Here is a 22,541-nt window from a genome sequence, read left to right as displayed (position 1 = left end):
ACACACCTTGTACTCCATGACACATCACACGCCGCGCTTCACCTTTGACAACAGCTATGCCCGCGAGCTCGACGGCTTCTACGTCCCTTGGGAGGGCGACAAGGTGCCGGAGCCGCGCATCCTGCTGCTCAATACGGAGCTGGCCGAAGAGCTGGCCCTCGATCCCGAGGCGCTCGACAGCGACGAAGGCGCCGCGATCCTTGCCGGCGCCCGCGCGCCAGAGGGCGCCGAGACCCTGGCGCAGGCCTATGCCGGCCACCAGTTCGGCGGCTTCAGCCCGCAACTGGGCGATGGCCGCGCGATCCTGATGGGCGAGCTGATCGACAGCCAGGGCCGCCGCCGCGACCTGCATCTGAAGGGCTCGGGCCGCACGCCCTTCTCGCGCGGGGGCGACGGCAAGGCAGTACTTGGCCCGGTGCTGCGCGAGTTCGTCATCGGCGAGGCGATGCATGCGCTGGGCATCCCGACCACCCGGGCGCTTTCGGCCGTGACCACCGGCGAGACCATCTGGCGCGAGACCGCCAAGCCCGGCGCGGTGCTGGCCCGGGTCGCGGCCAGCCATCTGCGGGTCGGCACCTTCCAGTATTTTGCCGCCCGCGGCGAGCGCGACCGCGTCCGCCAGCTGGCCGAATACGCCATCGCCCGCCACGACCCCGAGCTTGCCGGCAGAGACGACCGCTACCTCGCCTTTCTGCGCGCGGTGATCCGCCGGCAGGCGGCGCTGATCGCCCAATGGATGCACGTGGGCTTTGTCCACGGGGTTATGAACACCGACAACATGACGATCTCGGGCGAGACCATCGACTACGGCCCCTGCGCCTTCATCGACACCTTCGACGCCAAGGCGGTGTTCTCCTCGATCGACCACGGCGGCCGCTATGCCTATGGCAACCAGCCGGTGATCGCGCAATGGAACCTCGCCCGGCTGGCCGAAACCCTTGTGCCGCTGCTGCATGACGATGAAAAGGAGGCGATCCGGCTGGCCACCGAAGAGCTCGAGGAGTTCCCCGAGGTCTATTCCGCGCACTGGCTCGCCGGCGCCCGCGCCAAGATCGGGCTGACCGAGGGCGACGACAGCGACATCGGCTTCGTCAACGCGCTCTACGCCGCCATGGCGGGGCAGACTGTCGATCACACCCTGTTCTTCCGCGCCCTGCCGCAGGCCGCCGAAGGCGAGGATGCCCCGGTGATCGAACTCTTCGACGACGCCACGGCGATCCGCGAATGGCTGCCGCATTGGCGAAGCCGTCTGGCGGCGGAGGGGCGCGACCCGGCCACTCTCAGAGCCGCAATGGATGCGGTCAACCCGCTCTACATCCCGCGCAACCACAAGGTCGAAGAGGCGCTGAGGGCTGCTGAGGCAGAGGGCGACATGGGGCCGATCACCCGGCTGCTCGAGGTGCTGGGCGCGCCCTACGAGGAGCGCGACGGGCTCGAGGACTACGCCCGCCCGGCCCCCGGCAGCTTTGGCCCCTACAAGACCTTCTGCGGCACCTGACACCCCCAACGCAAACGGAGCAGACATGGACAAATCCGCGATCAAGACCCGCCTTCTCGAGCTGACCCGCGACGACTATGACGCGGCCCGCGAGAAATACGAGACCCTGGTGGCCGAGGCCCGCGTGCCCGGCAACGAGCCGCTGGAACACGACCAGCAGAGCCGCGCCGAGTCGAACGGCGAGCTGGCCGCCGCCTGGGACGAGGCGATGCATGATGACGAGGCCCGGCTGCGCCGGATCAACGAGATCGACTTCGGCGCCAAGGACGAGATCACCCCCGGCGCCGCCGTCGAGCTGGACGGTCGGGTGCTGGTGGTCTGCGTGGCGACGCCGGAATTCGAGGTCGACGGCCAGACGGTGATGGGCATCTCGCCCGCCGCGCCGATCTTTCGTGCCATGGAGGGGCTGGGCGCCGGCGACAGCTTCGACTTCAACGGCGCGCGCCACGAGATCATCGCTGTTCACTGACCCCGCCCCCGGAGGCCCGCCGTGCGTTACCTGATGTCCGCGCTGTTCGCGCTCCTTCTGCCGCAGGCGCTTGCGGCCAGCTGCGAGGGCACCGATCTGCGCGCCGGGTTGAGCCCGGCCGAGCAGGCGGCCCTGACGGCGGCGGCCGAGGCGACGCCGTTCCCGGAGGGGAACCGCTGGCGCGCGGTCCGCGGCGACAGGGTGATTGATGTCGTCGGCACGATCCATATCCCCGACCCGCGGCTCGACCCGGTGATGGCACGGCTGACGCCCGACATCGAACGCGCCGAGCGGCTGTTTCTCGAGGCCAACGAGGAAGACCGCCAGGCGCTGCAGCGCAACCTCGCCGCCGATACCTCGCTGCTCCTGCTGCAGGACACCTCGCTGCCCGAACTGCTGGAGGAAGGCGACTGGCAGGCCCTGGCCGAGGCCGCCCGCAGCCGCGGCATCCCGGCGGTGATGGCGGCCAAGATGCAGCCCTGGTACCTGTCGCTGGTGCTGGCGTTGCCCGGCTGCGCCATGGACCTGATGCAGGACGGCGGCGGGCTTGACGCGCGGATCGAGGCCGTGGCCGCGGAGGCCGAGGTGCCGCGCAGCTCGATCGAGGCCTATGACACGGTGTTCCGGGTGTTCAACGAGGAACCGCTGGAAGACCAGCTCGACATGCTGCGGCTCGGCGTCTTTCCCGAGGCGACCGGCGCCGATCTGCTGGTGACCACGGTCAACAGCTACTTCGACGAGGCGCATTCCGACAACTGGCGGCTGTCGCGGCAGATGACCTTTGCCCATCTCGACCTGCCTCAGGCGCAGACCGAGGCGATGCTTGACGAGATGGAAGCCAAGCTGCTGACCGATCGCAACCTGGCCTGGATCGAGGTGATCGAGGCGGCGCCGGAAGACCGGCTGATGGTCGCGGTGGGGGCGGCGCATCTGATGGGCGAGAGCGGATTGCTCAACCAGCTGCAGGCGCGTGGCTATGATCTCGAGCGGCTGGAATTCTGAGACCCCGGGGGAGTTTGGGGGCTCTGCCCCCGTCCTTGCAGGACTCCCCCGAGGGTATTTTTGAACAGAAGAAGCAGGGGATCAGGCGGCAAGGCCGCGCCCCTTGAGCAGCGCCTCGACACCCGGCATCCGGCCGCGGAAGGCGAGATAGAGCGCCTCGGCCTCCTGCGAGCCGCCGGCCGAGAGGATGTGGGTTTCGAGCTTTTTGGCCATCTCGGGATCAAAGGCGCCGCCGGCCTCCTCGAAGGCGGCGAAGGCATCGGCGTCCATCACCTCTGACCACATGTAGCTGTAATAGCCGCTGGAATAGCCGTCGCCGGCAAAGACATGGGCGAAATGCGGCGTGGCGTGGCGCATGCCGATGGCGGCGGGCATGCCGAGGCCTGCAAGCACCTCGGCCTGTTTCGCCATCGGATCGGCCGGCGCGGCCCCCTCGTGAAAGGCCAGGTCGACCATCGCCGAGGCGACATATTCCACCGTCGCGAAGCCCTGATCGAAATTGGCGGCTTTCAGCACCTTGTCGAGCATCTCCTGCGGCATCGCCGCGCCGGTCTCGACATGGGTGGCAAAGACGCGCAGCACCTCTGGCACCTCGAGCCAGTGTTCGAAGAGCTGGCTGGGTAGTTCGACGAAATCCCGCGCCACCGAGGTGCCGGCGACCATGTCATAGGTCACATCCGAGAGCATCTGGTGCAGCGCATGGCCGAACTCGTGAAACAGCGTGCGGGCGTCGTCGTAGGACAGCAGCGCCGGATCGGCCTTGGCGAAGTTGCAGACGTTGACCACAATCGGCCGCTGCTCCTCGGGAAACCTGGCCTGCATCCGCATCGCCGAACACCAGGCGCCGGAGCGTTTCGAGCCGCGGGCGAAGTAATCGCCGATGAAGACCGCCAGGTGCTGCCCGTTCCGCGTCACCTCCCAGGCCCGCGCGTCGGGGTGATAGAGCGGCACGTCGAGTGCCTGGAATTCCAGCCCGAAGAGCCGATGGGCGCAGTCGAACGCGGCCTCGATCATCCGGTCGAGCTGCAGATAGTGCTTCAGAGCCGCCTCGTCGAGATCATGCTCGGCCTTGCGGCGCTTCTGGGCGTAGTAGCGCCAGTCCCAGGGCGCCAGCGCCTCGTTGACCCCATCGGCGCGCATCCTCTCCTCCAGCAGCTGTGCATCGGCCTCGGCCTGTGCCTTGGCCGGCGCCCAGACCGCCGCCAGCAGCTCGCGGACCTTGTCGGGGCTGCCGGCCATCTCGGTCTCGAGCTTGTAGCTGGCGAAATCCGCATAGCCCAGCAGCTGCGCGCGCTCCTGCCGCAGGGCCAGCACCTCGGCGGCGATCTCGCGGTTGTCGGTCTCGCCGCCATTGGCGCCGCGCGCGACCCAGGCCTTATAGGCGATCTCGCGCAGGTCGCGGCGCGGCGAGAACTGCAGGAAGGGCACGATCAGCGAGCGCGACAGGGTCAGTACCGGGCCCTCGGCGCCGCGCTCTTCTCCGGCCGCGCGGGCCGAGGCCACCACAAAGCCCGGCAGCCCCTCGAGATCCGCCTCAGCCAGCGGCATCGACCAGTCACGCTCATCGGCCAGCAGGTTCTGGGTGAAGCTGGTGCCCAGCACCGCCAGCCGCTGCTTGATCTCCTTCATCCGTTCGGCCGCCTCGCCCTCAAGCGCGGCACCGGCGCGGATGAAATTGCGGTGCACCAGCATCAACACGCGCGCCTGCTCGGCGGTCAGCTCCAGCGCCTCGCGCGCCTGCCAGACCGCGCGGATGCGATCGAACAGCGGTTGGTTGCCATAGATCGCCGCCGCATGCGCCGCCAGTTTCGGCGAGAACTCCCGCATCAGGGCCTCTCGCGCGGGCGTGCTGTCGCTGCCGGCAAGGTTGAAGAACACGCCGCTGACCCGGTCGAGCCGCGCGCCACAACGCATCAGCCCCTCGATGGTGTTGGCGAACGTCGGAGGCTCGGGGTTTTCGGCCACCGCCGCGACTTCGGCCAGATCCTCGGCCAGGGCGGTGTCCAGCGCCGGGCCGAAATGCGCGTCCTCGATCAGATCGAAGGGCGGCAGGCCGAAAGGCCCGGTCCAGTCGGACAGCAGGGGGTTGGTCATCATCTCGTTCCTTTGCTGGCGCCGCAGACCGGGCAGTCGGCCCGGCGTTTCAGCGCGATCTTGCGGGTTTCGGACCACAGCGCGTCATAGATCAGCATCTCGCCCCGAAGCGGCGCCCCGGCATCGGCCAGCAGCTTGATCGCCTCGACCGCCATCATCGCGCCGACCACGCCGGGCAAGGGGCCGAGCACCCCGGCCTCGGAGCAAGAAGGTGCGAGACCCGCGGCCGGCGCCTCGGGGAAGATGCACTGATAGCACGGTGTGCCACGGGCCGGGTCGAACACCGAGATCTGGCCCTCCCATTGCGACAGCGCGCCGGAGACCAGCGGGATGCCCAGCGCCACGGCCGTGCGATTGGCCAGGTAGCGGGTGTCAAAATTGTCGGTGCCGTCGAGCACCAGGTCGAACTCGGCAAACAGATCCGCAGCAACCTCTCCGGTCAGCCGCCGGTGATAGGGCAAGACCCGCACGTAGGGGTTCTGCGCCATCATCGCGGCCTGGGCAGAGAACACCTTGGGCGTGCCGATGTCTTGGTCGCGATGGATCACCTGGCGCTGCAGGTTGGCGTTCTCGACCACATCGTCATCAATCACCCCGAGGGTGCCGACCCCGGCCGCCGCCAGGTATTGCAGGGCCGGCGCACCAAGCCCGCCAGCGCCGATCACCAGCACCCGCGCCCGCCGCAGCCGTTGCTGCCCGGGTCCGCCCAGCTCGCGCAGCACGATATGGCGGGCATAGCGCTCGACCTCGGCCTCGCTCATCGGTCCGTCGCTCACCGGCGTTGCGACGGCGGCCTCCGGCACCGGCACCCGGCGCTTCAGCCGGCCCAGCAGATGGCGATAGGCAAGGATCACCGCAACAAACCCCGCCAGCAGCAGCCAGAGCGCCGGCTCGCCGCCGGTCGCCACGCGCAGCCCGTGGCCCGGCGGAAACAGGAACTGGATGCCCAGCACGGCGACGAAGAGCAGCCCGACCAGCGGGCCGCGCGCCGCCCGCGGCAGGCCCAGGACGCTGCCGCCAAACCAGATCCCCGCCGCAAGAGCCAGCACCAAGAGCATCAACCGGCCCCGGTGGAGCCAAAGCCCCCCGACCCGCGCGCGGTCTCGTCCAGCGTCTCGACCAGATCGAACCCGGCCTGCACCACCGGCGCCACCACCATCTGCGCGATCCGCATGCCATGGGTGATCTCGAATCTCTCGGCCCCGGCGTTCATCACGATCACCCCCAGCGGCCCGCGGTAGTCGCTGTCGATGGTGCCGGGGCTGTTGACCAGGGTGATGCCATGTTTAAACGCCAGCCCCGAGCGCGGCCGCACCTGCACCTCAAACCCCGCCGGCACCGCGATCCGCAGCCCGGTCGGCACCAGCGCCCGGGCCCCCGGCGCCAGTCGCAACGGCCCCTCTGGCAACTGCGCCCGCAGGTCCGCCCCGGCCGCCCCGGCCGTCTCGTAGCGCGGCAGCCCGAGGCTCCGATCCGCGCCCGCCTCCCACATGATCTTCAGAGAAACCACATCCGCTCCTTCATCTTGCCCGCCAAACTCCCGCCGGAGGCGCCCGCCCCCTCAGCCCAGCGCCGCCGCCAGCTCTTCGGCGAGCCGGTCGGCCACCGCCCGCTTGCCCATCCGCGGCCAGTCCTCGGCCCCTGCCGCGGTGATCAGCGTCACGGCATTCTCCGCCCCGCCCATGATGCCGGTCTCGGGCCGCACATCATTGGCGACGATCCAGTCGCAGCCCTTGCGCGCCCGCTTCGCGGTGGCATTGGCCAGCACGTCATCGGTCTCGGCGGCGAACCCCACCACCAGCTTGGGCCGCCCGGCCTGCATCTGCGCCACAGTGGCCAGGATATCGGGGTTCTCGTCGAACTGCAGGCTGGGCAGCTGGCCCGCCTGCTTCTTGATCTTGCTCTCAGAGGCCCCCTGCACCCGCCAATCCGCCACCGCCGCGGCAAACACCGCCGCCTCCACCGGCAGTGCTGCCTGCACCGCCGCCAGCATCTCGCGCGCGGTCTCGACCCGGTGCAGCTCGACGCCCTCTGGCGGCGCCACCTCTGCCGGCCCGGTGACAAAGACCACCTCGGCGCCGAGCCGCATCAGGGCCGCGGCAATCGCCGTGCCCTGTGCGCCGGACGAGCGGTTGGCGATATAACGCACCGGGTCGATCGGCTCATGGGTCGGCCCCGAGGTCACCAGCACCCGCCGGCCTGCCAGCGGACCCGCCGCGAAATGCCGCTCCACCGCCGCCACGATCTCCGGCACCTCAGAGAGCCGCCCCGGTCCGAACTCGCCACAGGCCATGTCGCCCGCGTCCGGCCCGACCACGGTCACGCCATCGCCCTTCAGCACGGCAAGGTTGCGCTGCGTTGCCGGGTGCTGCCACATCCGCACGTTCATCGCCGGCACGATCATCACCGGCGTGTCGGTGGCCATCAGCAGGGTCGTCGCCAGGTCACCGGCCAGCCCCGCCGCCATCTTGGCCATCAGGTCGGCGGTGGCCGGCACCACCAGCACCAGGTCGGCCACGCGGGAGAGCTGGATATGGCCCATCTCCGCCTCTTTCGTCAGGTCGAAGAGATCGCGGTGCACCGCCTCGCCAGCCAGCGCCGAGACGCTCAGGGGGGTGACGAATTCCTCGGCCGCGCGGGTCATCACCGGGGTCACCGCAGCGCCGCGCTCGCGCAGCCGGCGGATCAGGTCGAGCCCCTTGTAGGCCGCGATCCCGCCGCCGATGATCATCAGTATCCGCTTGCCAGCCAACATCTCCGGCCCCCGCCCTTGCATCGCGCCCGACCCTACGGCGAGAGCGAGGACGCCCGCAAGGGCGGAAGAGCCACCCTACCGGAAGGCCGCACAGGGGTCATCGCGCGGCACCGACGGGGCAAAGACCACCGCGTCATGGCCGCCCTCCGGCACCACGCCGTCCTCGCCCTGCAGGAGCACGAAGACCCGCGCGTCGGGCGCCACCCGCGTCAGGAACCGCGGCAGGCCCCAGTCGCGCCGCGCGTGGCCATTGCCGGTGATCACCGCCACCGGCCCGCCGGTCTCCTGCAAGGCCAGCACCACCGCGCGCGCCAGACTGGCGTCGCGCAGCCGCTGCACCCTGACCATCGCCGGCAACATCTCCTGGGGCAACGTGCCGCAATGCGCCGCCTGCTGCAGCGCCTCTCGCGCCGCCTGTTCCGCCTCCGGCAGGTCAGACGTCAGGCCGTAGCGCGCCGCGTCTTTGCCAAAGACCGCCGCCACGCCCCTCTCCATGGCCGCCCGGGCCGCCGTGCGAGGCACCGCCGCGCCATAGACCCGTGCTTCGGGCGCCGCGGCAAAGATCGGCGCGTACATCGCAAATGCGGGCCAGCCGCTCGCCGCCCAGTCCAGCGCCGCGCCCAGCGCCGCCGCATCGCCGCGCAGCGCCGGCAGGGCACGAGCAGCCTGGGCCTCGGTCAGCATCTCGAACACCAGCGCCGCCGGGTCAATCTCGGCCACCCGCCGGGCCTGTTCCGCGTGATGCGCCGGGTTGTCATGTACCTCGCCCAGCACGAAGACGTCAAAAACCCCGGCTGCCAAGGCAACCGGGGTCAAACTCGTCAACAAGACAAGGATAAGACGCCTCATGCAAAGAATTCGTGAACTTCCTTGCTCTGGCCTTCCAGCGACTTGCGCATCTTCTGAAACGCCGCCGCCTCAAGCTGGCGCACCCGCTCCTTCGACAGGCTCAGCTCGGTGCCGAGGCTCTCCAGCGTCCGCGGCTTCTCGCGCAGCTTGCGCTCGCGGACGATAAAGCGTTCGCGCTCGTTCAGATCGCCCATCGCCGCCACCAGCCATTGCCGAAGCTGCTCGAGATCATGCTCCAGCTCGACCCGTTCGGCGGCCTGCGGGCAGTCATCCTCAAGCGTGTCGATCCATTCGCGGCCCTCGTCCTCGGTCGATTGCGTGGCGTTGAGCGAGAAATCCGAGCCCGACAGACGGCCTTCCATCATCTCGACATCTGCCAGCGGCACGCCGATTTCGGTGGCGATCTTGTGGCGCATCTGATTGCGGTCCAGATCGCCACCCTCGGCCGCGGCCTCGCGCTCGATCCGCGCCTGCACCCGACGCAGGTTGAAAAACAGCGATTTCTGCGACGAGGTGGAGCCGGTGCGCACCATCGACCAGTTGCGCATCACGTAGTCCTGGATCGAGGCCTTGATCCACCAGACCGCGTAGGTCGAAAACCGCACGCCGCGATCGGGGTCGAACTTGTCGGCCGCCTTCATCAGGCCAAGGCCCGCTTCCTGGATCAGGTCGTTCATCGGCGCGCCATAGCGGCGGAACTTAGACGCCATCGAGATCGCGAGGCGCATATAGGCGGTGATCAGCCGGTGCAGGGCGACCTCGTCGCGCTCGTCCCGCCAGGCGTAGGCCAGCTTGAGTTCGGTCTCGGCGTCCAGCAATTCGGCTTTCATGGCCGCGCGGGACAGTGTTCTGTCATCTAGTGCGTCGAGTGCCATTTTCTATCCCCACGTTTCCGTCGTTGTCTGGTTTCGAACACCTCAGGTACGGATGCGGTTCCGCTCGCGATCAAAATTCCTGCGAAAAAGTTAGATTTTCCACAGCGCCGCCCTAGGTGCGGGATGTCACGGACCGTGATGCCAAAGCCCACAAATGGTTGTTGGACAAGGCAAAACCCGCGCCGTAGCCTCGCTTGCATGACAGACAAGCTCCATATCGGCGATTACGCCTATTCCAGCTGGTCGCTGCGCGGCTGGCTGCTGTATCACCGTTTCGATATCCCCTGCCGGGTCGCGGTGGTGGACTTCAACCAGACCGACAGCGTCGCCGCGCAGCTGGCCTTGCCGCCGGCCCGGACCGTGCCCTGCGCCGCGTTCGCAACCGGTGGCCTGGCGTGGGACTCGCTGGCGCTGGCCGAGGAACTCGCCAGCCGCCACCCCGACGCCGGTCTCTTGCCACAGGAGCCAGATGTGCGCGCCATCGCGCGGTCCCTGGCTGCCGAGATGCACTCCGGCTTTTCCACCCTGCGCGGCCTCTGCCCGATGAACCTGCGGCTGGCCTATTCCGGCGTCCCGGTGCCCGAGGCCCTGGCGGCCGATCTCGCCCGGATCGAGGAGCTCTGGGCCTTTGCCCTCGCCCGCTCCGGCGGCCCCTGGCTCTGCGGCGCCTACTCCGTCGCCGACGCCTTCTATGCTCCGGTCGCCGCCCGCATCGCCGGCTACAATTTGCCGGTGGGCGAGACCTCAGCGGCCTATGTTGCCCGCCACCTCGCCGACCCGGCCTTCCGCCGGTTCCGCGCCATGGGGCTGGTGCACGGCGCCACGCTCGACCGCTACGCTCAGGACCACGCGACGCGGCCTTGGCCGGGCCCGCCGCCCGAACCGGCAGAGCCCGTCGCCGCCGGCCCCTCGGTCAATGACCGCTGCCCCTATTCCGGCCAAGCGGTGCGCCACTACCTGCGCTTCCGCGGTCGCACCTGGGGTGTCTGCAATGCCTTTTGCCGCGACAAGACCGTCGCCGATCCCACTGCCTGGCCGCGGTTCATCGCCATGGTCGAGGCCGCGCAGTAACCATTTGCGGACTGCGTTAACCCTTCCTCAACCCTTGCCACTGCACCGTGGCCCCCGGAGTTCAAGCTCAAGGAGGGGACATGGTCGCGCGCGCCTACACGGTGGCCTTCGAGGGGGTCACGGCCCGCCCGGTCGAGGTGCAATGCGCCATCACCGCCGGGCTGCCCGCCTTCTCCATCGTCGGCCTGCCCGACAAGGCGGTGTCCGAGGCGCGCGACCGGGTGCGCACGGCGCTGTCGTCGATGTCGATTGCGCTGCCCTCCAAGCGGATCACCGTCAATCTCTCGCCCGCCGACCTGCCCAAGGAAGGCTCGCATTTCGACCTGCCGATTGCACTCGGCCTGCTCGCCGCGCTCGAGATCATCCCCGAGGAAGAGGTCGGCCGCATCGTCGCCCTGGGCGAGCTGTCGCTTGACGGCGGGTTGGTGCCGGTGATCGGCGCCCTGCCCGCCGCCATGGCCGCCGCCGAGGAGGGCCGCACCCTGCTCTGCCCCCGCGCCTCCGGCCCCGAGGCCGCCTGGGTCGGGGCCACCGAGGTGATCGGCGCCGCGACCCTGGCCTGCGTGGTGCGCCATCTCACCGGTCAGTCGCCGCTGCCGCCGGCCGAGCCCGGCGAGGTGCACGCCAGCCCCGAGGGTCGCGACCTGCGTGACGTGCGCGGCCAGGAACGCGCCAAGCGCGCCCTCGAGATCGCAGCCGCCGGGCGGCATCACCTGCTGATGGTCGGCACGCCCGGGTCCGGCAAGTCGATGCTGGCCGCCCGCCTGCCCTCGATCCTGCCCGACCTCTCCGCCGCCGAGGCGCTCGAGACCTCGATGATCCACTCCCTCGCCGGGCTGCTGGACGAGGGCGGCATCTCGCGCGCGCGGCCCTTCCGCGAGCCGCATCACACCGCCTCGATGGCCGCCATCGTCGGCGGCGGCCGCGGCGCCCGGCCGGGCGAGATCAGCCTGGCCCACAACGGCGTGCTCTTCATGGACGAATTCCCCGAATTTCCCCGCACCGTTCTGGAAACCCTGCGCCAGCCGATCGAGACCGGCGAGGTCATGGTGGCGCGCGCCAATGCGCATGTGAAATACCCCTGCCGCTTCATGCTGGTGGCCGCCGCCAACCCCTGCAAATGCGGCTACCTGCCCGACCCCGCGCGCGCCTGCGCCCGGGTGCCGCAATGCGGCGAGGACTACATGGGCCGCATCTCGGGGCCGCTGATGGACCGGTTCGATCTGCGCGTCGACGTGCCGCCAGTGTCGTTCGCCGACCTCGACCTGCCAGAAAGCGGCTGCAGCTCGGCCGAGGTCGCCGCCCGCGTCGCCACCGCGCGCGATCTGCAGACGGCGCGCTACGCCACGCTCGACGACACCCGCGTCAATGCCGACATCCAAGGCGAGGCGCTCGAGGCCTTTGCCACGCCCGATTCCGAGGGCCGCGCGCTGCTGCTCACCGCGGCCAACCGCTTCGGCCTTTCGGCGCGCGGCTATCACCGGGTGTTGCGGGTGGCGCGGACGATCGCCGATCTCGCCGGCTCGGACGGCATCCACCGCCCGCATGTCGCCGAGGCGCTCAGCTACCGGCTGCTCGGGGCGAAAGACGCCTGATCCACAGCGCCAGGGCGCGCAGGCTGGCGCGGCCTTCGGGCAGCAGGGTGTGCATGAGCGGCCAAACATGCGGCAGGCCGGTGGCGATGGTCTCGGTGACCGCTCCCCCCTTGGCGCGCAGCCGGGCCGACATCCTGAGGGTGTCATCGCGCAGAATCTCGTCCTCGGAAGCGGTCAGCCAGACCGGCGGCGCGCCGGTAAAATCGGCCGCCAGCGGCGAGGCCCGCCGGTCGCGCGGGTCGGCCCCCTGAAGGTACATCCCGGCAACTTCGTGGCAGCGCGCGGCCGGCAGGATCACGTCGCTGCGTGCATTGGTGCGGATGCTGGCACCGGAGCAGGTCATGTCGGTCAGCGGCGAAAAGGCAAACGCCCCCAGAGGCTTGGGCAGGCCCTGTGCAAGGATTTCCGCCAGCACCGCCAGTGCCAGACCACCACCCGCACTGTCACCGCCCAGCACCACGCCGCCAGGATGGTCGATCACCGCGCAGTAGCTGGCGAGGGCATCGTCGAAGGCCGCGGGAAAGGCGTGCTCCGGGGCCAGCCGGTAGTCCGGCAGCAGCGCCGGGCACTCGGCCAGCCGCGCCAGATGCGCCAGCATGGCACGATGGGTGCGCGGCGCGCCAAAGACATATCCGCCGCCATGGAAGTAGAGCAGCAGCGGCCCGGGTCGCGCCGGATCGACCCTGGTGGCCGGGCGTCCGGCGACCTCACAAGCCTCGAATACCGCGCCGCGCGGCGGCCAGAAGACCAGCCGCGCATTGCACGCGAAGGCGCGGCGCAGGGTCTCGGGGTCGGTGGCGCGGGCCAACCGGCGCCGCTCCGTCACCCGCAGCCAGGGGTTGAGGAGCCGGCGCGCCAGGCTCACCCCAGCTTCGCCTCGATTGCCTGCCAGATTTTCTCGGCAACGTTGATGCCGTCGAAACGCTCGAGCTCCTGGATGCCGGTGGGCGAGGTGACGTTGATCTCGGTCAGGTAGTCGCCGATCACGTCGATGCCGACAAAGACCTGGCCCTTCTCGCGCAAGAGCGGCCCGATCCGGTCGCAGATCTCGCGGTCGCGCTCGGTCAGCCCGACTTTCTCGGGACGTCCGCCGACATGCATGTTCGACCGGGTCTCGCCCTTGGCCGGCACCCGGTTGATCGCGCCCGCCGGCACGCCGTCGACCAGGATCACCCGCTTGTCGCCCTTGGTGACATCCGGAAGGTATTTCTGCACGATCAGCGGCTCGCGCGAGAAGCTGGCAAAGAGTTCGTGCAGCGAGGCCAGGTTGCCATCGGCCTGCGCCAGCTTGAACACCCCGGCGCCGCCATTGCCGTAAAGGGGCTTGAGGATGATGTCGCCGTGCCGCTCGCGGAAATCGCGCAGGGTCTGCAGATCGCGGGCGATGGCGGTGGGCGGTGTCAGGTCGGGGAAGTCGAGCACCAGAAGCTTCTCGGGGTAATTGCGCACCCAGAAGGGATCGTTGACCACAAGCGCCTTGCCCTTCAGCCGATCGAGCAGATGGGTCAGGGTGATGTAATGCATGTCAAACGGAGGGTCCTGGCGCAGCCAGATGACGTCGAAGTCTGCCAGGTCGACCTCGCGCAGGGGGCCGAGCTCGGCATGGTCGCCCTGCACCCGCCGCACCTTGAGGTCATGACCGCGGGCGGTGATCCGCCCCTCCTGATAGGCCAGTTGGTCGGGCAGGTAGTAGAACAGCTCATGCCCCCGCGCCTGCGCCTCTTCGGCCAGGCGGAACGTGCTGTCGGCGTTGATATCCACGGCCCCGATCGGGTCCATCTGAAAGGCGATTTTCATGGGCTGTCCCTGCTGATGTCCGCCCCCTACATGGCCCATGGCCGGAGCGGGTTCAATGCCGCAGGTGCCGCCGGTCAATAGCCCAGAAGCGCGCCTTCCAGGATCTCGATCCGCCCCTGTCCGTCGACCAGCGCGGCATCGAACCGGGTTTCGCTGTCGAGCCCGGCAGGGCAATCGCCGAGGAATTCCTGCGCCGCCATATGGATGCGCGTCACCTGCCGGGGCGAGATGCGGGCCAGCGCGCTGTCGAAATCGCGTGCCGTCTTGACCTCGACAAAGACGTAGCCGCCGCCGCGGTCGGCAAACACCAGGTCGATCTCGCCGCCCTTGCCGCGCCATCGGCAGGCGATCTGCACATAGCCCGCCGCAAGATAGCGCCGCGCCACCGAGGCCTCGGCGCTGGTGCCGGCAAGATGGTTGCGCTGGCTGCGCCGGGCGCGCGTGGCGCCCGCGTCGGCATATCCGAAATCAAGTGGCATTCCCGGCCCCTCCGGTCCTTACTCTTTGGTCAAGCCTAGGGCCATTTGGTAAACAATTCGTTTCTTCTGACCAAATCCCTTGGCCACCACATCCGCCGCATCGCGCACCGACATGGTTTCGAGCGCCGTGCGCAGGGCTGTCTCGATGTCTTCCGCGCTGTCGGCCTGCGTCACGCCTTTGCCGATCACCACCACGAATTCGCCGCGCGGCTCGGTCTCGGCCAGCCGCTCCGCCAGCGCGCCCAAGGGCGCGCGCACCACCTCCTCGAACTTCTTGGTCAGCTCGCGACAGGCCGCCGCGGGCCGGTCGGCCCCCAGCACGTCGCGCGCATCGGCCAGCATCGCCGCCACCCGGCGGGGCGATTCGTAGAACACCAGCGTCGCCGCCACATCCGCCACCTCCTCAAGCGCCCGACGCCGCGCCGCGCCCGAGGACGGCAGGAAGCCCGCGAACAGGAACCTGTCGGTCGGCAGCCCGGCCACGTTGAGCGCCGCGAGCACCGCCGAAGCGCCAGGTGCCGCCAAGACCGGCGCGCCAGCCTCGGCCGTGGCGCGGGCCAGGTCGAACCCCGGGTCCGAGATCAGCGGCGTGCCGGCCTCGGAGGCATAGGCCACCGACTGCCCCTCGGCCAGCGCCGCCAGCAGCCCGGGGCGCACCTTGTCGCCGTTGTGCTCGTGGTAGGCGCGGATCTGGCGGCCGTCCAGCGCCACACCGTGCAGTTCCAGCAGACGGCGCAGCGCCCGGGTGTCCTCGGCGGCCAGCACATCGGCGCCGGCCAGGATATCCAGCGCCCGCAGGGTGATGTCGCGGGCATTGCCGATCGGCACCGCCACGAAATAGAGCCCGCCCGGCAGCTTACGGGCGTCTCTCTGCCACTTCTGACCCTCTGTCACATTCGCCACTGGACCCGCCTCGCTCTGTGTTTATTATCGCGGCGAACCGCACGGCCCCCGCCGCGCCACCCAACCGCGAAGTGAGATAGACCATGTTTGCCGTTTTGTCTGCCGCCCGCAAGCGGCTGCGCCTGCCCCGTTTTGCCCGCAGCCTGGCTGCCAGTGTCGGACTGATCGCGCTCGCCGCCTGTGAGCCGGTCCAGCTTGGCGATCTCGGCGGCGGCGGTGGCCAGCGCATCGACACCAGCCAGCCGGTGCCGGTGGCGCTGCTGATCCCGAAAAGCGATGCCGGCGCCGGTGCCGTGGCCCGGGCGCTGGAAAACGCCGCCAGGCTGGCGGTGGCCGATCTCGGCACGGTCCGGATCGACCTGCGGGTCTATGACACCGCCGGCAATGCCGCCACCGCCGCCGCACAGGCGCAAAAGGCGGTGGATGCGGGTGCCAAGATCATCCTCGGGCCGCTGTTTGGCGAGGCCGCCAATGCGGTCGGCGTGCAGGTGGCCGATGACAACGTCAACGTGCTGAGCTTTTCCAACAACCCGTCGATTGCCGGCGGCAATGTCTTCGTGCTCGGCGCGACCTTTCGCAATACCGCCAACCGGCTGATGGGCTTTGCCGCCGAGCAGGGCAAGCAGACGGTCACCGTGGTTTACCCCAACAACGTCGAAGGCCAGTTCGGCAAGGCGGCGATCGAGGCTGCGGCCGGCACCAGCGGCATTCAGGTGGTGGCCTCAGAAGGGTTCGACTTCTCGCAGCAGGGGGTCATCGCCGCCATGCCGCGGATCAGCGCCGCGGCGCGGCAATCCGATGCGGTCTTCCTGACCTCGAACGCCGCCGGCGCGCTGCCGCTGCTGGTGCAGCTGCTGCCGGAGAACGGCATCGGCCCGGACACCACGCAATACATCGGCCTCGGCCGCTGGGACGTGCCGGCGCAGACCCTGGCGCTGCCCGGCGTTCAGGGCGGCTGGTTCGCCCTGCCAGACCAGTCGCGCACCGCGAGCTTCACCTCGCGCTACCAGGCAGCCTACGGCTCGGCGCCGCACCCGCTGGCCGGACTCGGCTTTGACGGCATTGCCGCCATCGGCGCGCTGGTCGGTGCCGGCAAGTCCGATGCGCTGACCGCCCGCGCGCTGACCCAGACCTCGGGCTTCCAGGGCACCGGCGGCGTCTTCCGCCTGCTGCCCGATGGCACAAACGAACGCGCATTGGCGGTGGCCACCGTGCGCGGCAACAAGGTGGTGATACTTGACCCAGCGCCCAATCGATTTGGCAGAGCCGGCTTCTGAGCCGGTCGATACGACACGACTTGAAACCATGCTGATCTGCCCCGCGGCGCGCATCTTCGATGCCGCCGCGGTTGCGGATCTGATGACCGGCTACGACGGCGCCCCGGCCGAGTTCCGCAAGGCGCTGGTCGGGCGGCTGCTGCAGATGCGCAAGTCCGGCATGACCACAATTGCCGAGGCGCTGCGCGCCCGGCCGCTCGAGGCGGAGGCCGCCAAGCGCAGCTATACCTGGCTGACCGACCAGCTGGTGCTGACCGCCTGGCGTGCGGCGACCGATCTGCTGCATCCGCTGTCCAATCCGACCGATGGCGAACGCCTGGCGCTGATCGCCGTCGGCGGCTATGGCCGTGGCGAGATGGCGCCTTATTCCGACGTCGACCTGCTGTTCCTGACCCCCTACAAGATCACCTCCTGGGCCGAGAGCGTGATCGAATCGATGCTCTACATCCTCTGGGACCTGCGGCTCAAGGTCGGCCATTCCTCGCGCACCATCCGTGACTGCCTGCGCCTCGGGGCCGAGGATTTCACCATCCGCACCGCGCTTCTGGAACACCGGCTGCTGGCCGGCGACGCGCGGCTGGCCGACGACCTGGCGCGGCGGCTGAAGAAGGACCTCTTCATGGGCTCCGAGCGCGAGTTCGTCGAAGCCAAGCTCGAGGAACGCGACGCCCGGCACGAAAAGCAGGGCGGCCAGCGCTACATGGTCGAGCCCAACGTCAAGGAGGGCAAGGGCGGGCTGCGCGACCTGCAATCGCTCTACTGGATTGCCAAATACGTCCACCATGTCGGCCATTCCAGCGATCTGGTCCGCCTCGGCGTGTTCGAGCCCGAAGAATATCAGAGCTTTGCCCGCGCCGAGACCTTTCTCTGGGCGACCCGCTGTCACCTGCACCTGGTGGCCGGCCGTCCGCAGGAGCAACTGACCTTCGACCTGCAGGTCGAGGTCGCCGCCGCCATGGGCTATCAGGACACCGGCGGACGCCGGGCGGTCGAGCATTTCATGCAGGACTTCTTCCTGCACGCCACCGAGGTCGGCGACCTGACCCGCATCTTCCTGACCGCGCTGGAGGCCGATCACACCAAGGGCCCGGCGCTGCTCGAGCGGATCTTCAGCCGCAAGACCAAGGTCAAGGAGGGCTACAAGGTCACCCACGGGCGGCTGGCCATCGCCGACGAGGCGGCGTTCCTGTCGGACAAGCTCAACATGCTGCGGCTGTTCGAGGAGGCGCTGCGCTCTGATCTGCTGATCCACCCGCACGCCATGCGGCTGGTGAAATCCAACCTGCAGCTGATCGACGACGGCATGCGCCGCGACCCGGCGGCCAACAAGCTGTTTCTCGACCTGCTGCTGAAGCACGGCAACCCCGAGCGGGCGCTGCGGCGGATGAACGAGCTTGGCGTGCTGGCGGCTTTCATCCCGGAATTCGCGCCGATCGTGGCGATGATGCAGTTCAACATGTACCATCATTACACGGTGGACGAACACACCATCCAGGTGATCCACCACCTGGCCGAGATCGAGCGCGGCGAGCTGGGCGAGGAGCTGCCGGTCTCGACCGAGATTATCGAGACCGGGCTCAATCGCAAGGTGCTCTACGTGGCGCTGCTGCTGCATGACATCGGCAAGGGGCGCGACGAGGACCATTCGATCCTCGGCGCCCGGATCTCGCGGATCGTGGCGCCGCGGCTGGGGCTCAGCCGCAAGGACAGCGAGACGGTCGAATGGCTGGTGCGCTATCACCTGCTGATGTCCGACATGGCGCAGAAACGCGATATCGCCGATCCACGCACGGTGCGCGACTTTGCCAAGGCGGTAAAGACGGTGGACCGGCTCAACCTGCTTTGCGTGCTGACGGTCTGCGACATCCGCGGGGTCGGCCCCGGCACCTGGAACAACTGGAAGGCGGCGCTCCTGCGCGCGCTTTATCGCCAGACCCGCCGCGCACTCGAGGACGGCATGGAGGCGCTCAACCGCGAGAACCGCGGCACCGAGGCCAAGAAGGCCCTGCACGCGGCGCTCAAGGCCTGGCCGGCGAAGGACCTCAAGGCCGAGAAGGGCCGGCACTACGCGCCCTATTGGCAGGGTCTGCATGTCACCGCGCATGTGGTCTTTGCCAACCTGCTGCGCGAGCTCGGCGATGACGAGATCGCCATCGACGTCCACCCCGACGAGGAGCGCGACGCCACCCGGGTCTGCTTTGCGATGGCCGATCACCCCGGCATCTTCAGCCGGATGTGCGGCGCGCTGTCGCTGGTTGGCGCCAATGTGGTGGACGCGCGGACCTTCACCACCAAGGACGGTTTCGCCACCGCCGCCTTCTGGATCCAGGACGCCGAGGGTGCGCCCTACGAGACTGCCAAATTGCCGCGGATGCGGGCGATGATCCACAAGACGCTGATGGGCGAGGTGGTCACCGGCGAGGCGATCAAGTCGCGCGACAAGATCAAGAAGCGCGAGCGCGCCTTCCGGGTGCCGACGCATATCACCTTCGACAACGACGGCTCGGAGATTTACACCATCATCGAGGTCGACACCCGCGACCGCCCCGGGCTGCTCTATGACCTCACGCGGACGCTGGCCAACACCAACGTCTATATCTCCTCGGCGGTGATCGCGACCTATGGCGAGCAGGTGGTGGACAGCTTCTACGTCAAGGACATGTTCGGTCTGAAGTTCCACGCGCCTTCGAAACAGAAGGCGCTGGAGCGCAAGCTGCGCGAGGCGATCGCCAAGGGCGCGGAACGGGCGGTGTCCTGAACCGCGCGCCGGGCCTGACCCGGGGCCTCTCGGTGGGTCAGGCGTCACCGCCACCCGCGGCGCAGGGCACCTGCGCCTGCGGGAGCAAACAACCCAGGTCGGCCCCCCGCAGCGCGGCGACCGGCGCAAGCCAAGCAGCCGTAAGACCTCGGGACGGCACCGTCCTGAACTCAGCACCGCCGCCGTCCCGGCCCTCGCGCCGGGACCTCTCCGCCCAACTTCGGGCCGAGAGGCTCCGGATCAGGTCCGGCGCGCACGACGCTCAGGACACCCGGCGCTCACCCATCCTTGCGGATTGCCGCGTTCTTCGGATCATAGGGCGCATCGCAGGTCACCACGGCCTCCCAGAGCTGGCCCTGCATCCGCACCTTCAGACGGGTCCCCTCCTCCGCCAGCTCGGGTCGCACATAGCCCATGCAGATCGACTGGCCGAAGGCCACCGAATACCCCCCCGAGGTCAGCCGCCCGACCTTCTCACCGTCGAGATAGAGCGCCTCGCGGCCCCAGGGATCGGCATCCTCCGGCCCGTCGATCAGCAGCGTGCAGCATTTCGACCGCACGCCCAGCGCCTGCATCGCCGCCTTGCCGCGGAAATCCTTGCTGAGATCGACGAACCGCGGCAGATCGGCCTCCAACGGCGTCGCATCCCGGCCCAGCTCGGTGCCGAAGGCGCGATATGACTTTTCCTGCCGCAGCCAGTTCTGTGCCCGCGCGCCCACCAGTTTCAGCCCGTGGTTGGTGCCTGCCGCCTCGAGCAGGTCGAAGAGGTAATTCTGCATCTCGATCGGATGGTGCAGCTCCCACCCCAGCTCGCCGGTATAGGCCACCCGGATCGCCATCACCGGGCACATCCCCAGCTCGATCCGGCGCATCGACAGCCAGGGAAACCGCGCGTTGCCGAGCGCGGTGTCGGGCGCGGCGTCCTTGATCACGTCCCGCAGCAGAGCCCGTGATTTCGGCCCTGCGACAGCAAACACCCCCCATTGCGTGGTGACATCCTGCACCAGCACCAACTGGCCGGTCCGCGCCATGAACGCCTCGGCCGACTTGCGCAGGTAATCGCCGTCATAGTCGGTCAGCGCCCCCGCCGAGACCAGGTAGTAGTCGTCCTCGCCGCGGCGCACGATGGTGTATTCAGTGCGCGTCGTACCGGCCTCGGTCAGCGCATAGGTCAGGTTGATGCGGCCGACCTTGGGCAGCCTGTTGGTGGTGAACCAGTCGAGGAACCCGGTCGCGCCCGCGCCGGTGACCGCGTGCTTGGTAAAGGCCGAGGCATCGATCAGCCCGACGCCCTCGCGCACCGCCTTCGCCTCCTCCACCGCATATTGCCACCAGCCGCCGCGGCGGAAGCTGCGCGCATCGTGGTCAAAACTCTCTGGCGCATCCAGCGGCCCGAAGTAATTGGGCCGCTCGAAACCGTTGACACAGCCGAACTGCGCGCCCCGCGCCTTCATCCGGTCATAGCAGGGCGCGGTGCGCAGCGGCCGGCAGGCCTCGCGCTCTTCGTCGGGGTGGTGCAGGATATAGACGTGCTCGTAGCACTCCTCGTTCTTGCGCGCGGCATATTCGGTGGTCATCCAGGACCCGTAGCGTTTGGGGTCGAGGCTCGCCATGTCGATCTCGGCCTCGCCGTCCACCATCATCTGCGCCAGGTAGTGCCCGGTGCCCCCCGCCGCGGTGATGCCGAAGCTGAAGCCTTCCGCCAGCCACATGTTGCGCAGGCCGGGCGCCGGGCCGACCAGCGGGTTGCCGTCCGGGGTGTAGCAGATCGGGCCGTTGAAATCGTCCTTCAGCCCCACCGTCTCGGAGGACGGAATGCGGTGGATCATCGACATGTATTCCTCCTCGATCCGGTCGAGATCGAGCGGAAAGAGGTCGGCGCGAAAGCTCTCTGGCACGTCATAAAGGAACCGCGCCGGCGCACCGCGCTCATAGGGCCCGAGAATCCAGCCCTTGCGCTCCTCGCGGACGTACCACTTGGCGTCGGCATCGCGCAGCACCGGGTGCTCGGGGTTGGCGGCGCGCCACTCGGCCAGCGCCGGGTCGGGCTCGGTGACGATATACTGGTGCTCCACCGGAATGGCAGGGATCTTCAGCCCCAAGAGCCGCGCGGTACGCTGCGCGTGGTTGCCGGTGGCGGTGACCACATGCTCGGCGGTGATCACCTGCTGTTCGTCGGACGTCACAAGGTTGCCGCCCTTCTCGACCATCTTCGTCACCGTGACACGCCACTCCGCGCCGGTCCACGCGTAGCCGTCCACCTGCCAGCGCCGCTCGATGCTGACGCCGCGCTGCCGCGCGCCCTTGGCCATCGCCTGTGTCACATCGGCCGGATTGATGTAGCCGTCGGTCGGGTGATAGAGCGCGCCCTTCAGGTCCTCGGTCCGCACCAGCGGCCAGCGCTCCCGGATCTGGTCGGGGGTCATCCACTCGTAGGGAATGCCCACGGTCTCGGCCGTCGAGGCATAGAGCGCGAATTCGTCCATCCGCGCGTCCGATTGCGCCATCCGCAGGTTGCCCACCACGTAGAAGCCGGCGTTGAGCCCGGTCTCCTCCTCCAGCGTCTTGTAGAACTTCACCGAGTGGTCGTGGATGTGGCTGGTGGCATAGCCCATGTTGAACAGCGGCAAGAGCCCGGCGGCGTGCCAGGTGCTGCCGGAGGTCAGCTCGTCGCGTTCCAGCAGCATCACGTCGGACCAGCCGGCGCGGGCCAGGTGATAGGCGATCGAGGTGCCGACGGCACCGCCGCCGACGACAAGCGCTTTTACATGGGTCTTCATGGCGGGCTCACTCCTGCAGGGCTCTGCCCCCGTGGATAGCGCCCCGCGCGCCGCGCCGCAAAACCAGCCCGACCAGTGAAGGCGGGAAAGCGACATTCGTCTCCCTGCCCTTCGGTCCGCTGCGTTTCCGGTGCGCAATTCTCCCGGCGGCGCGCCCAACCGCTGCTGGAACCTGAAGTGCGTCGACATGCCACCGCCCCGGGCCAGCCCGGCACAGTGGCTGGCCTTGCCGCCACGCGGGACCTTTACTTCGGGCGACGCCTCGCCGGTGTCCTGTCCCTAACCCAGCTGGGCAAGGAACCGGTTCCAGGCGCTCTCGGCCGCCTGCAAAACTGCCGC

Annotated in this window: 18 protein-coding genes; 7 read left to right on the top strand and 11 right to left on the bottom strand. The window is 68.8% G+C overall.

Annotation, left to right across the window (positions count from 1 at the left end):
• The first annotated feature begins 16 nt into the window (after nucleotides 1-16).
• Genes VOI27_RS14190 through VOI27_RS14180 form a run of 3 tightly spaced genes read left to right on the top strand, consistent with a single transcriptional unit; the run spans nucleotide 17 to nucleotide 2,969 of the window.
• Nucleotides 17-1,498 carry a protein adenylyltransferase SelO gene (locus VOI27_RS14190; protein WP_323766012.1) on the top strand — a complete coding sequence of 494 codons (1,482 nt, stop codon included), beginning with the start codon at nucleotides 17-19 and terminating at the stop codon, nucleotides 1,496-1,498.
• Between the two features lie 25 nt (nucleotides 1,499-1,523).
• Nucleotides 1,524-1,967, top strand: coding sequence for a hypothetical protein (locus VOI27_RS14185; RefSeq protein ID WP_323766011.1), 444 nt, complete (start codon nucleotides 1,524-1,526; stop codon nucleotides 1,965-1,967).
• A gap of 21 nt (nucleotides 1,968-1,988) precedes the next feature.
• Nucleotides 1,989-2,969: a TraB/GumN family protein gene (locus VOI27_RS14180; protein WP_323766010.1), complete on the top strand. Its 981-nt coding sequence runs from the start codon at nucleotides 1,989-1,991 to the stop codon at nucleotides 2,967-2,969.
• 81 nt (nucleotides 2,970-3,050) lie between these two features.
• On the opposite strand, the gene VOI27_RS14175 is transcribed toward VOI27_RS14180, so the two are convergent.
• From VOI27_RS14175 to VOI27_RS14150, 6 genes are all read right to left on the bottom strand, one after another.
• Complete coding sequence (locus VOI27_RS14175) at nucleotides 3,051-5,063, bottom strand: M3 family metallopeptidase (protein WP_323766009.1); 2,013 nt, start codon at nucleotides 5,061-5,063, stop codon at nucleotides 3,051-3,053.
• The gene (locus tag VOI27_RS14170; protein ID WP_323766008.1) at nucleotides 5,063-6,121 is read right to left on the bottom strand and encodes a molybdopterin-synthase adenylyltransferase MoeB; all 1,059 of its coding nucleotides are present in this window, start codon (nucleotides 6,119-6,121) and stop codon (nucleotides 5,063-5,065) included. The genes VOI27_RS14175 and VOI27_RS14170 overlap by 1 nt, the downstream gene beginning before the upstream one ends.
• The gene (dut, locus tag VOI27_RS14165) at nucleotides 6,121-6,555 is read right to left on the bottom strand and encodes a dUTP diphosphatase (protein ID WP_416374678.1); all 435 of its coding nucleotides are present in this window, start codon (nucleotides 6,553-6,555) and stop codon (nucleotides 6,121-6,123) included. The genes VOI27_RS14170 and dut overlap by 1 nt, the downstream gene beginning before the upstream one ends.
• A 69-nt stretch (nucleotides 6,556-6,624) precedes the next feature.
• Nucleotides 6,625-7,818 (bottom strand): bifunctional phosphopantothenoylcysteine decarboxylase/phosphopantothenate--cysteine ligase CoaBC, encoded by a 1,194-nt coding sequence (gene coaBC / locus VOI27_RS14160; RefSeq protein WP_323766006.1) that lies wholly within the window; start codon nucleotides 7,816-7,818, stop codon nucleotides 6,625-6,627.
• 75 nt (nucleotides 7,819-7,893) lie between these two features.
• Nucleotides 7,894-8,619, bottom strand: coding sequence for a ChaN family lipoprotein (locus tag VOI27_RS14155; protein WP_323766005.1), 726 nt, complete (start codon nucleotides 8,617-8,619; stop codon nucleotides 7,894-7,896).
• A 44-nt stretch (nucleotides 8,620-8,663) separates the two neighbouring features.
• Nucleotides 8,664-9,542 (bottom strand): RNA polymerase factor sigma-32, encoded by an 879-nt coding sequence (locus VOI27_RS14150; RefSeq protein WP_323766004.1) that lies wholly within the window; start codon nucleotides 9,540-9,542, stop codon nucleotides 8,664-8,666.
• Nucleotides 9,543-9,740: 198 nt separating this feature from the next.
• Between VOI27_RS14150 and VOI27_RS14145 the strand changes: the two genes are divergently transcribed.
• Both VOI27_RS14145 and VOI27_RS14140 read left to right on the top strand, forming a co-directional pair.
• Entirely contained in the window at nucleotides 9,741-10,613 is an 873-nt protein-coding gene (locus VOI27_RS14145; RefSeq protein ID WP_323766003.1) for a glutathione S-transferase, read from the top strand.
• A gap of 80 nt (nucleotides 10,614-10,693) precedes the next feature.
• On the top strand, nucleotides 10,694-12,208 hold the full coding sequence (locus tag VOI27_RS14140) for a YifB family Mg chelatase-like AAA ATPase (RefSeq protein ID WP_323766002.1): 1,515 nt from the start codon (nucleotides 10,694-10,696) through the stop codon (nucleotides 12,206-12,208).
• On the opposite strand, the gene VOI27_RS14135 is transcribed toward VOI27_RS14140, so the two are convergent.
• The 4 genes from VOI27_RS14135 to rsmI all read right to left on the bottom strand — a co-directional run bounded on the left by VOI27_RS14135 (nucleotide 12,174) and on the right by rsmI (nucleotide 15,378).
• Nucleotides 12,174-13,073, bottom strand: coding sequence for an alpha/beta hydrolase (locus tag VOI27_RS14135; RefSeq protein ID WP_323766001.1), 900 nt, complete (start codon nucleotides 13,071-13,073; stop codon nucleotides 12,174-12,176). The genes VOI27_RS14140 and VOI27_RS14135 overlap by 35 nt on opposite strands.
• A complete protein-coding gene (gshB, locus tag VOI27_RS14130; RefSeq protein WP_323766000.1) occupies nucleotides 13,070-14,005 on the bottom strand; it encodes a glutathione synthase in 936 nt (311 codons plus the stop codon). The genes VOI27_RS14135 and gshB overlap by 4 nt, the downstream gene beginning before the upstream one ends.
• A gap of 74 nt (nucleotides 14,006-14,079) precedes the next feature.
• Entirely contained in the window at nucleotides 14,080-14,484 is a 405-nt protein-coding gene (locus VOI27_RS14125) for a YraN family protein (RefSeq protein WP_323765999.1), read from the bottom strand.
• A gap of 18 nt (nucleotides 14,485-14,502) precedes the next feature.
• Nucleotides 14,503-15,378 (bottom strand): 16S rRNA (cytidine(1402)-2'-O)-methyltransferase, encoded by an 876-nt coding sequence (rsmI, locus tag VOI27_RS14120; RefSeq protein ID WP_323766047.1) that lies wholly within the window; start codon nucleotides 15,376-15,378, stop codon nucleotides 14,503-14,505.
• A 92-nt stretch (nucleotides 15,379-15,470) separates the two neighbouring features.
• On the opposite strand from rsmI, the gene VOI27_RS14115 reads away from it, so the two are divergent.
• Both VOI27_RS14115 and VOI27_RS14110 read left to right on the top strand, forming a co-directional pair.
• Nucleotides 15,471-16,664, top strand: coding sequence for a penicillin-binding protein activator (locus VOI27_RS14115; protein ID WP_323765998.1), 1,194 nt, complete (start codon nucleotides 15,471-15,473; stop codon nucleotides 16,662-16,664).
• Nucleotides 16,665-16,692: 28 nt separating this feature from the next.
• Entirely contained in the window at nucleotides 16,693-19,422 is a 2,730-nt protein-coding gene (locus VOI27_RS14110) for a [protein-PII] uridylyltransferase (RefSeq protein WP_323766046.1), read from the top strand.
• Between the two features lie 278 nt (nucleotides 19,423-19,700).
• On the opposite strand, the gene VOI27_RS14105 is transcribed toward VOI27_RS14110, so the two are convergent.
• A complete protein-coding gene (locus tag VOI27_RS14105) occupies nucleotides 19,701-22,202 on the bottom strand; it encodes an FAD-dependent oxidoreductase (protein ID WP_323765997.1) in 2,502 nt (833 codons plus the stop codon).
• Nucleotides 22,203-22,541 lie beyond the last annotated feature (339 nt).

This window comes from Marinovum sp., from assembly GCF_034669705.1.
GTDB lineage: Bacteria > Pseudomonadota > Alphaproteobacteria > Rhodobacterales > Rhodobacteraceae > Marinovum.
This window is presented reverse-complemented; position numbering and strand designations above follow the sequence as displayed.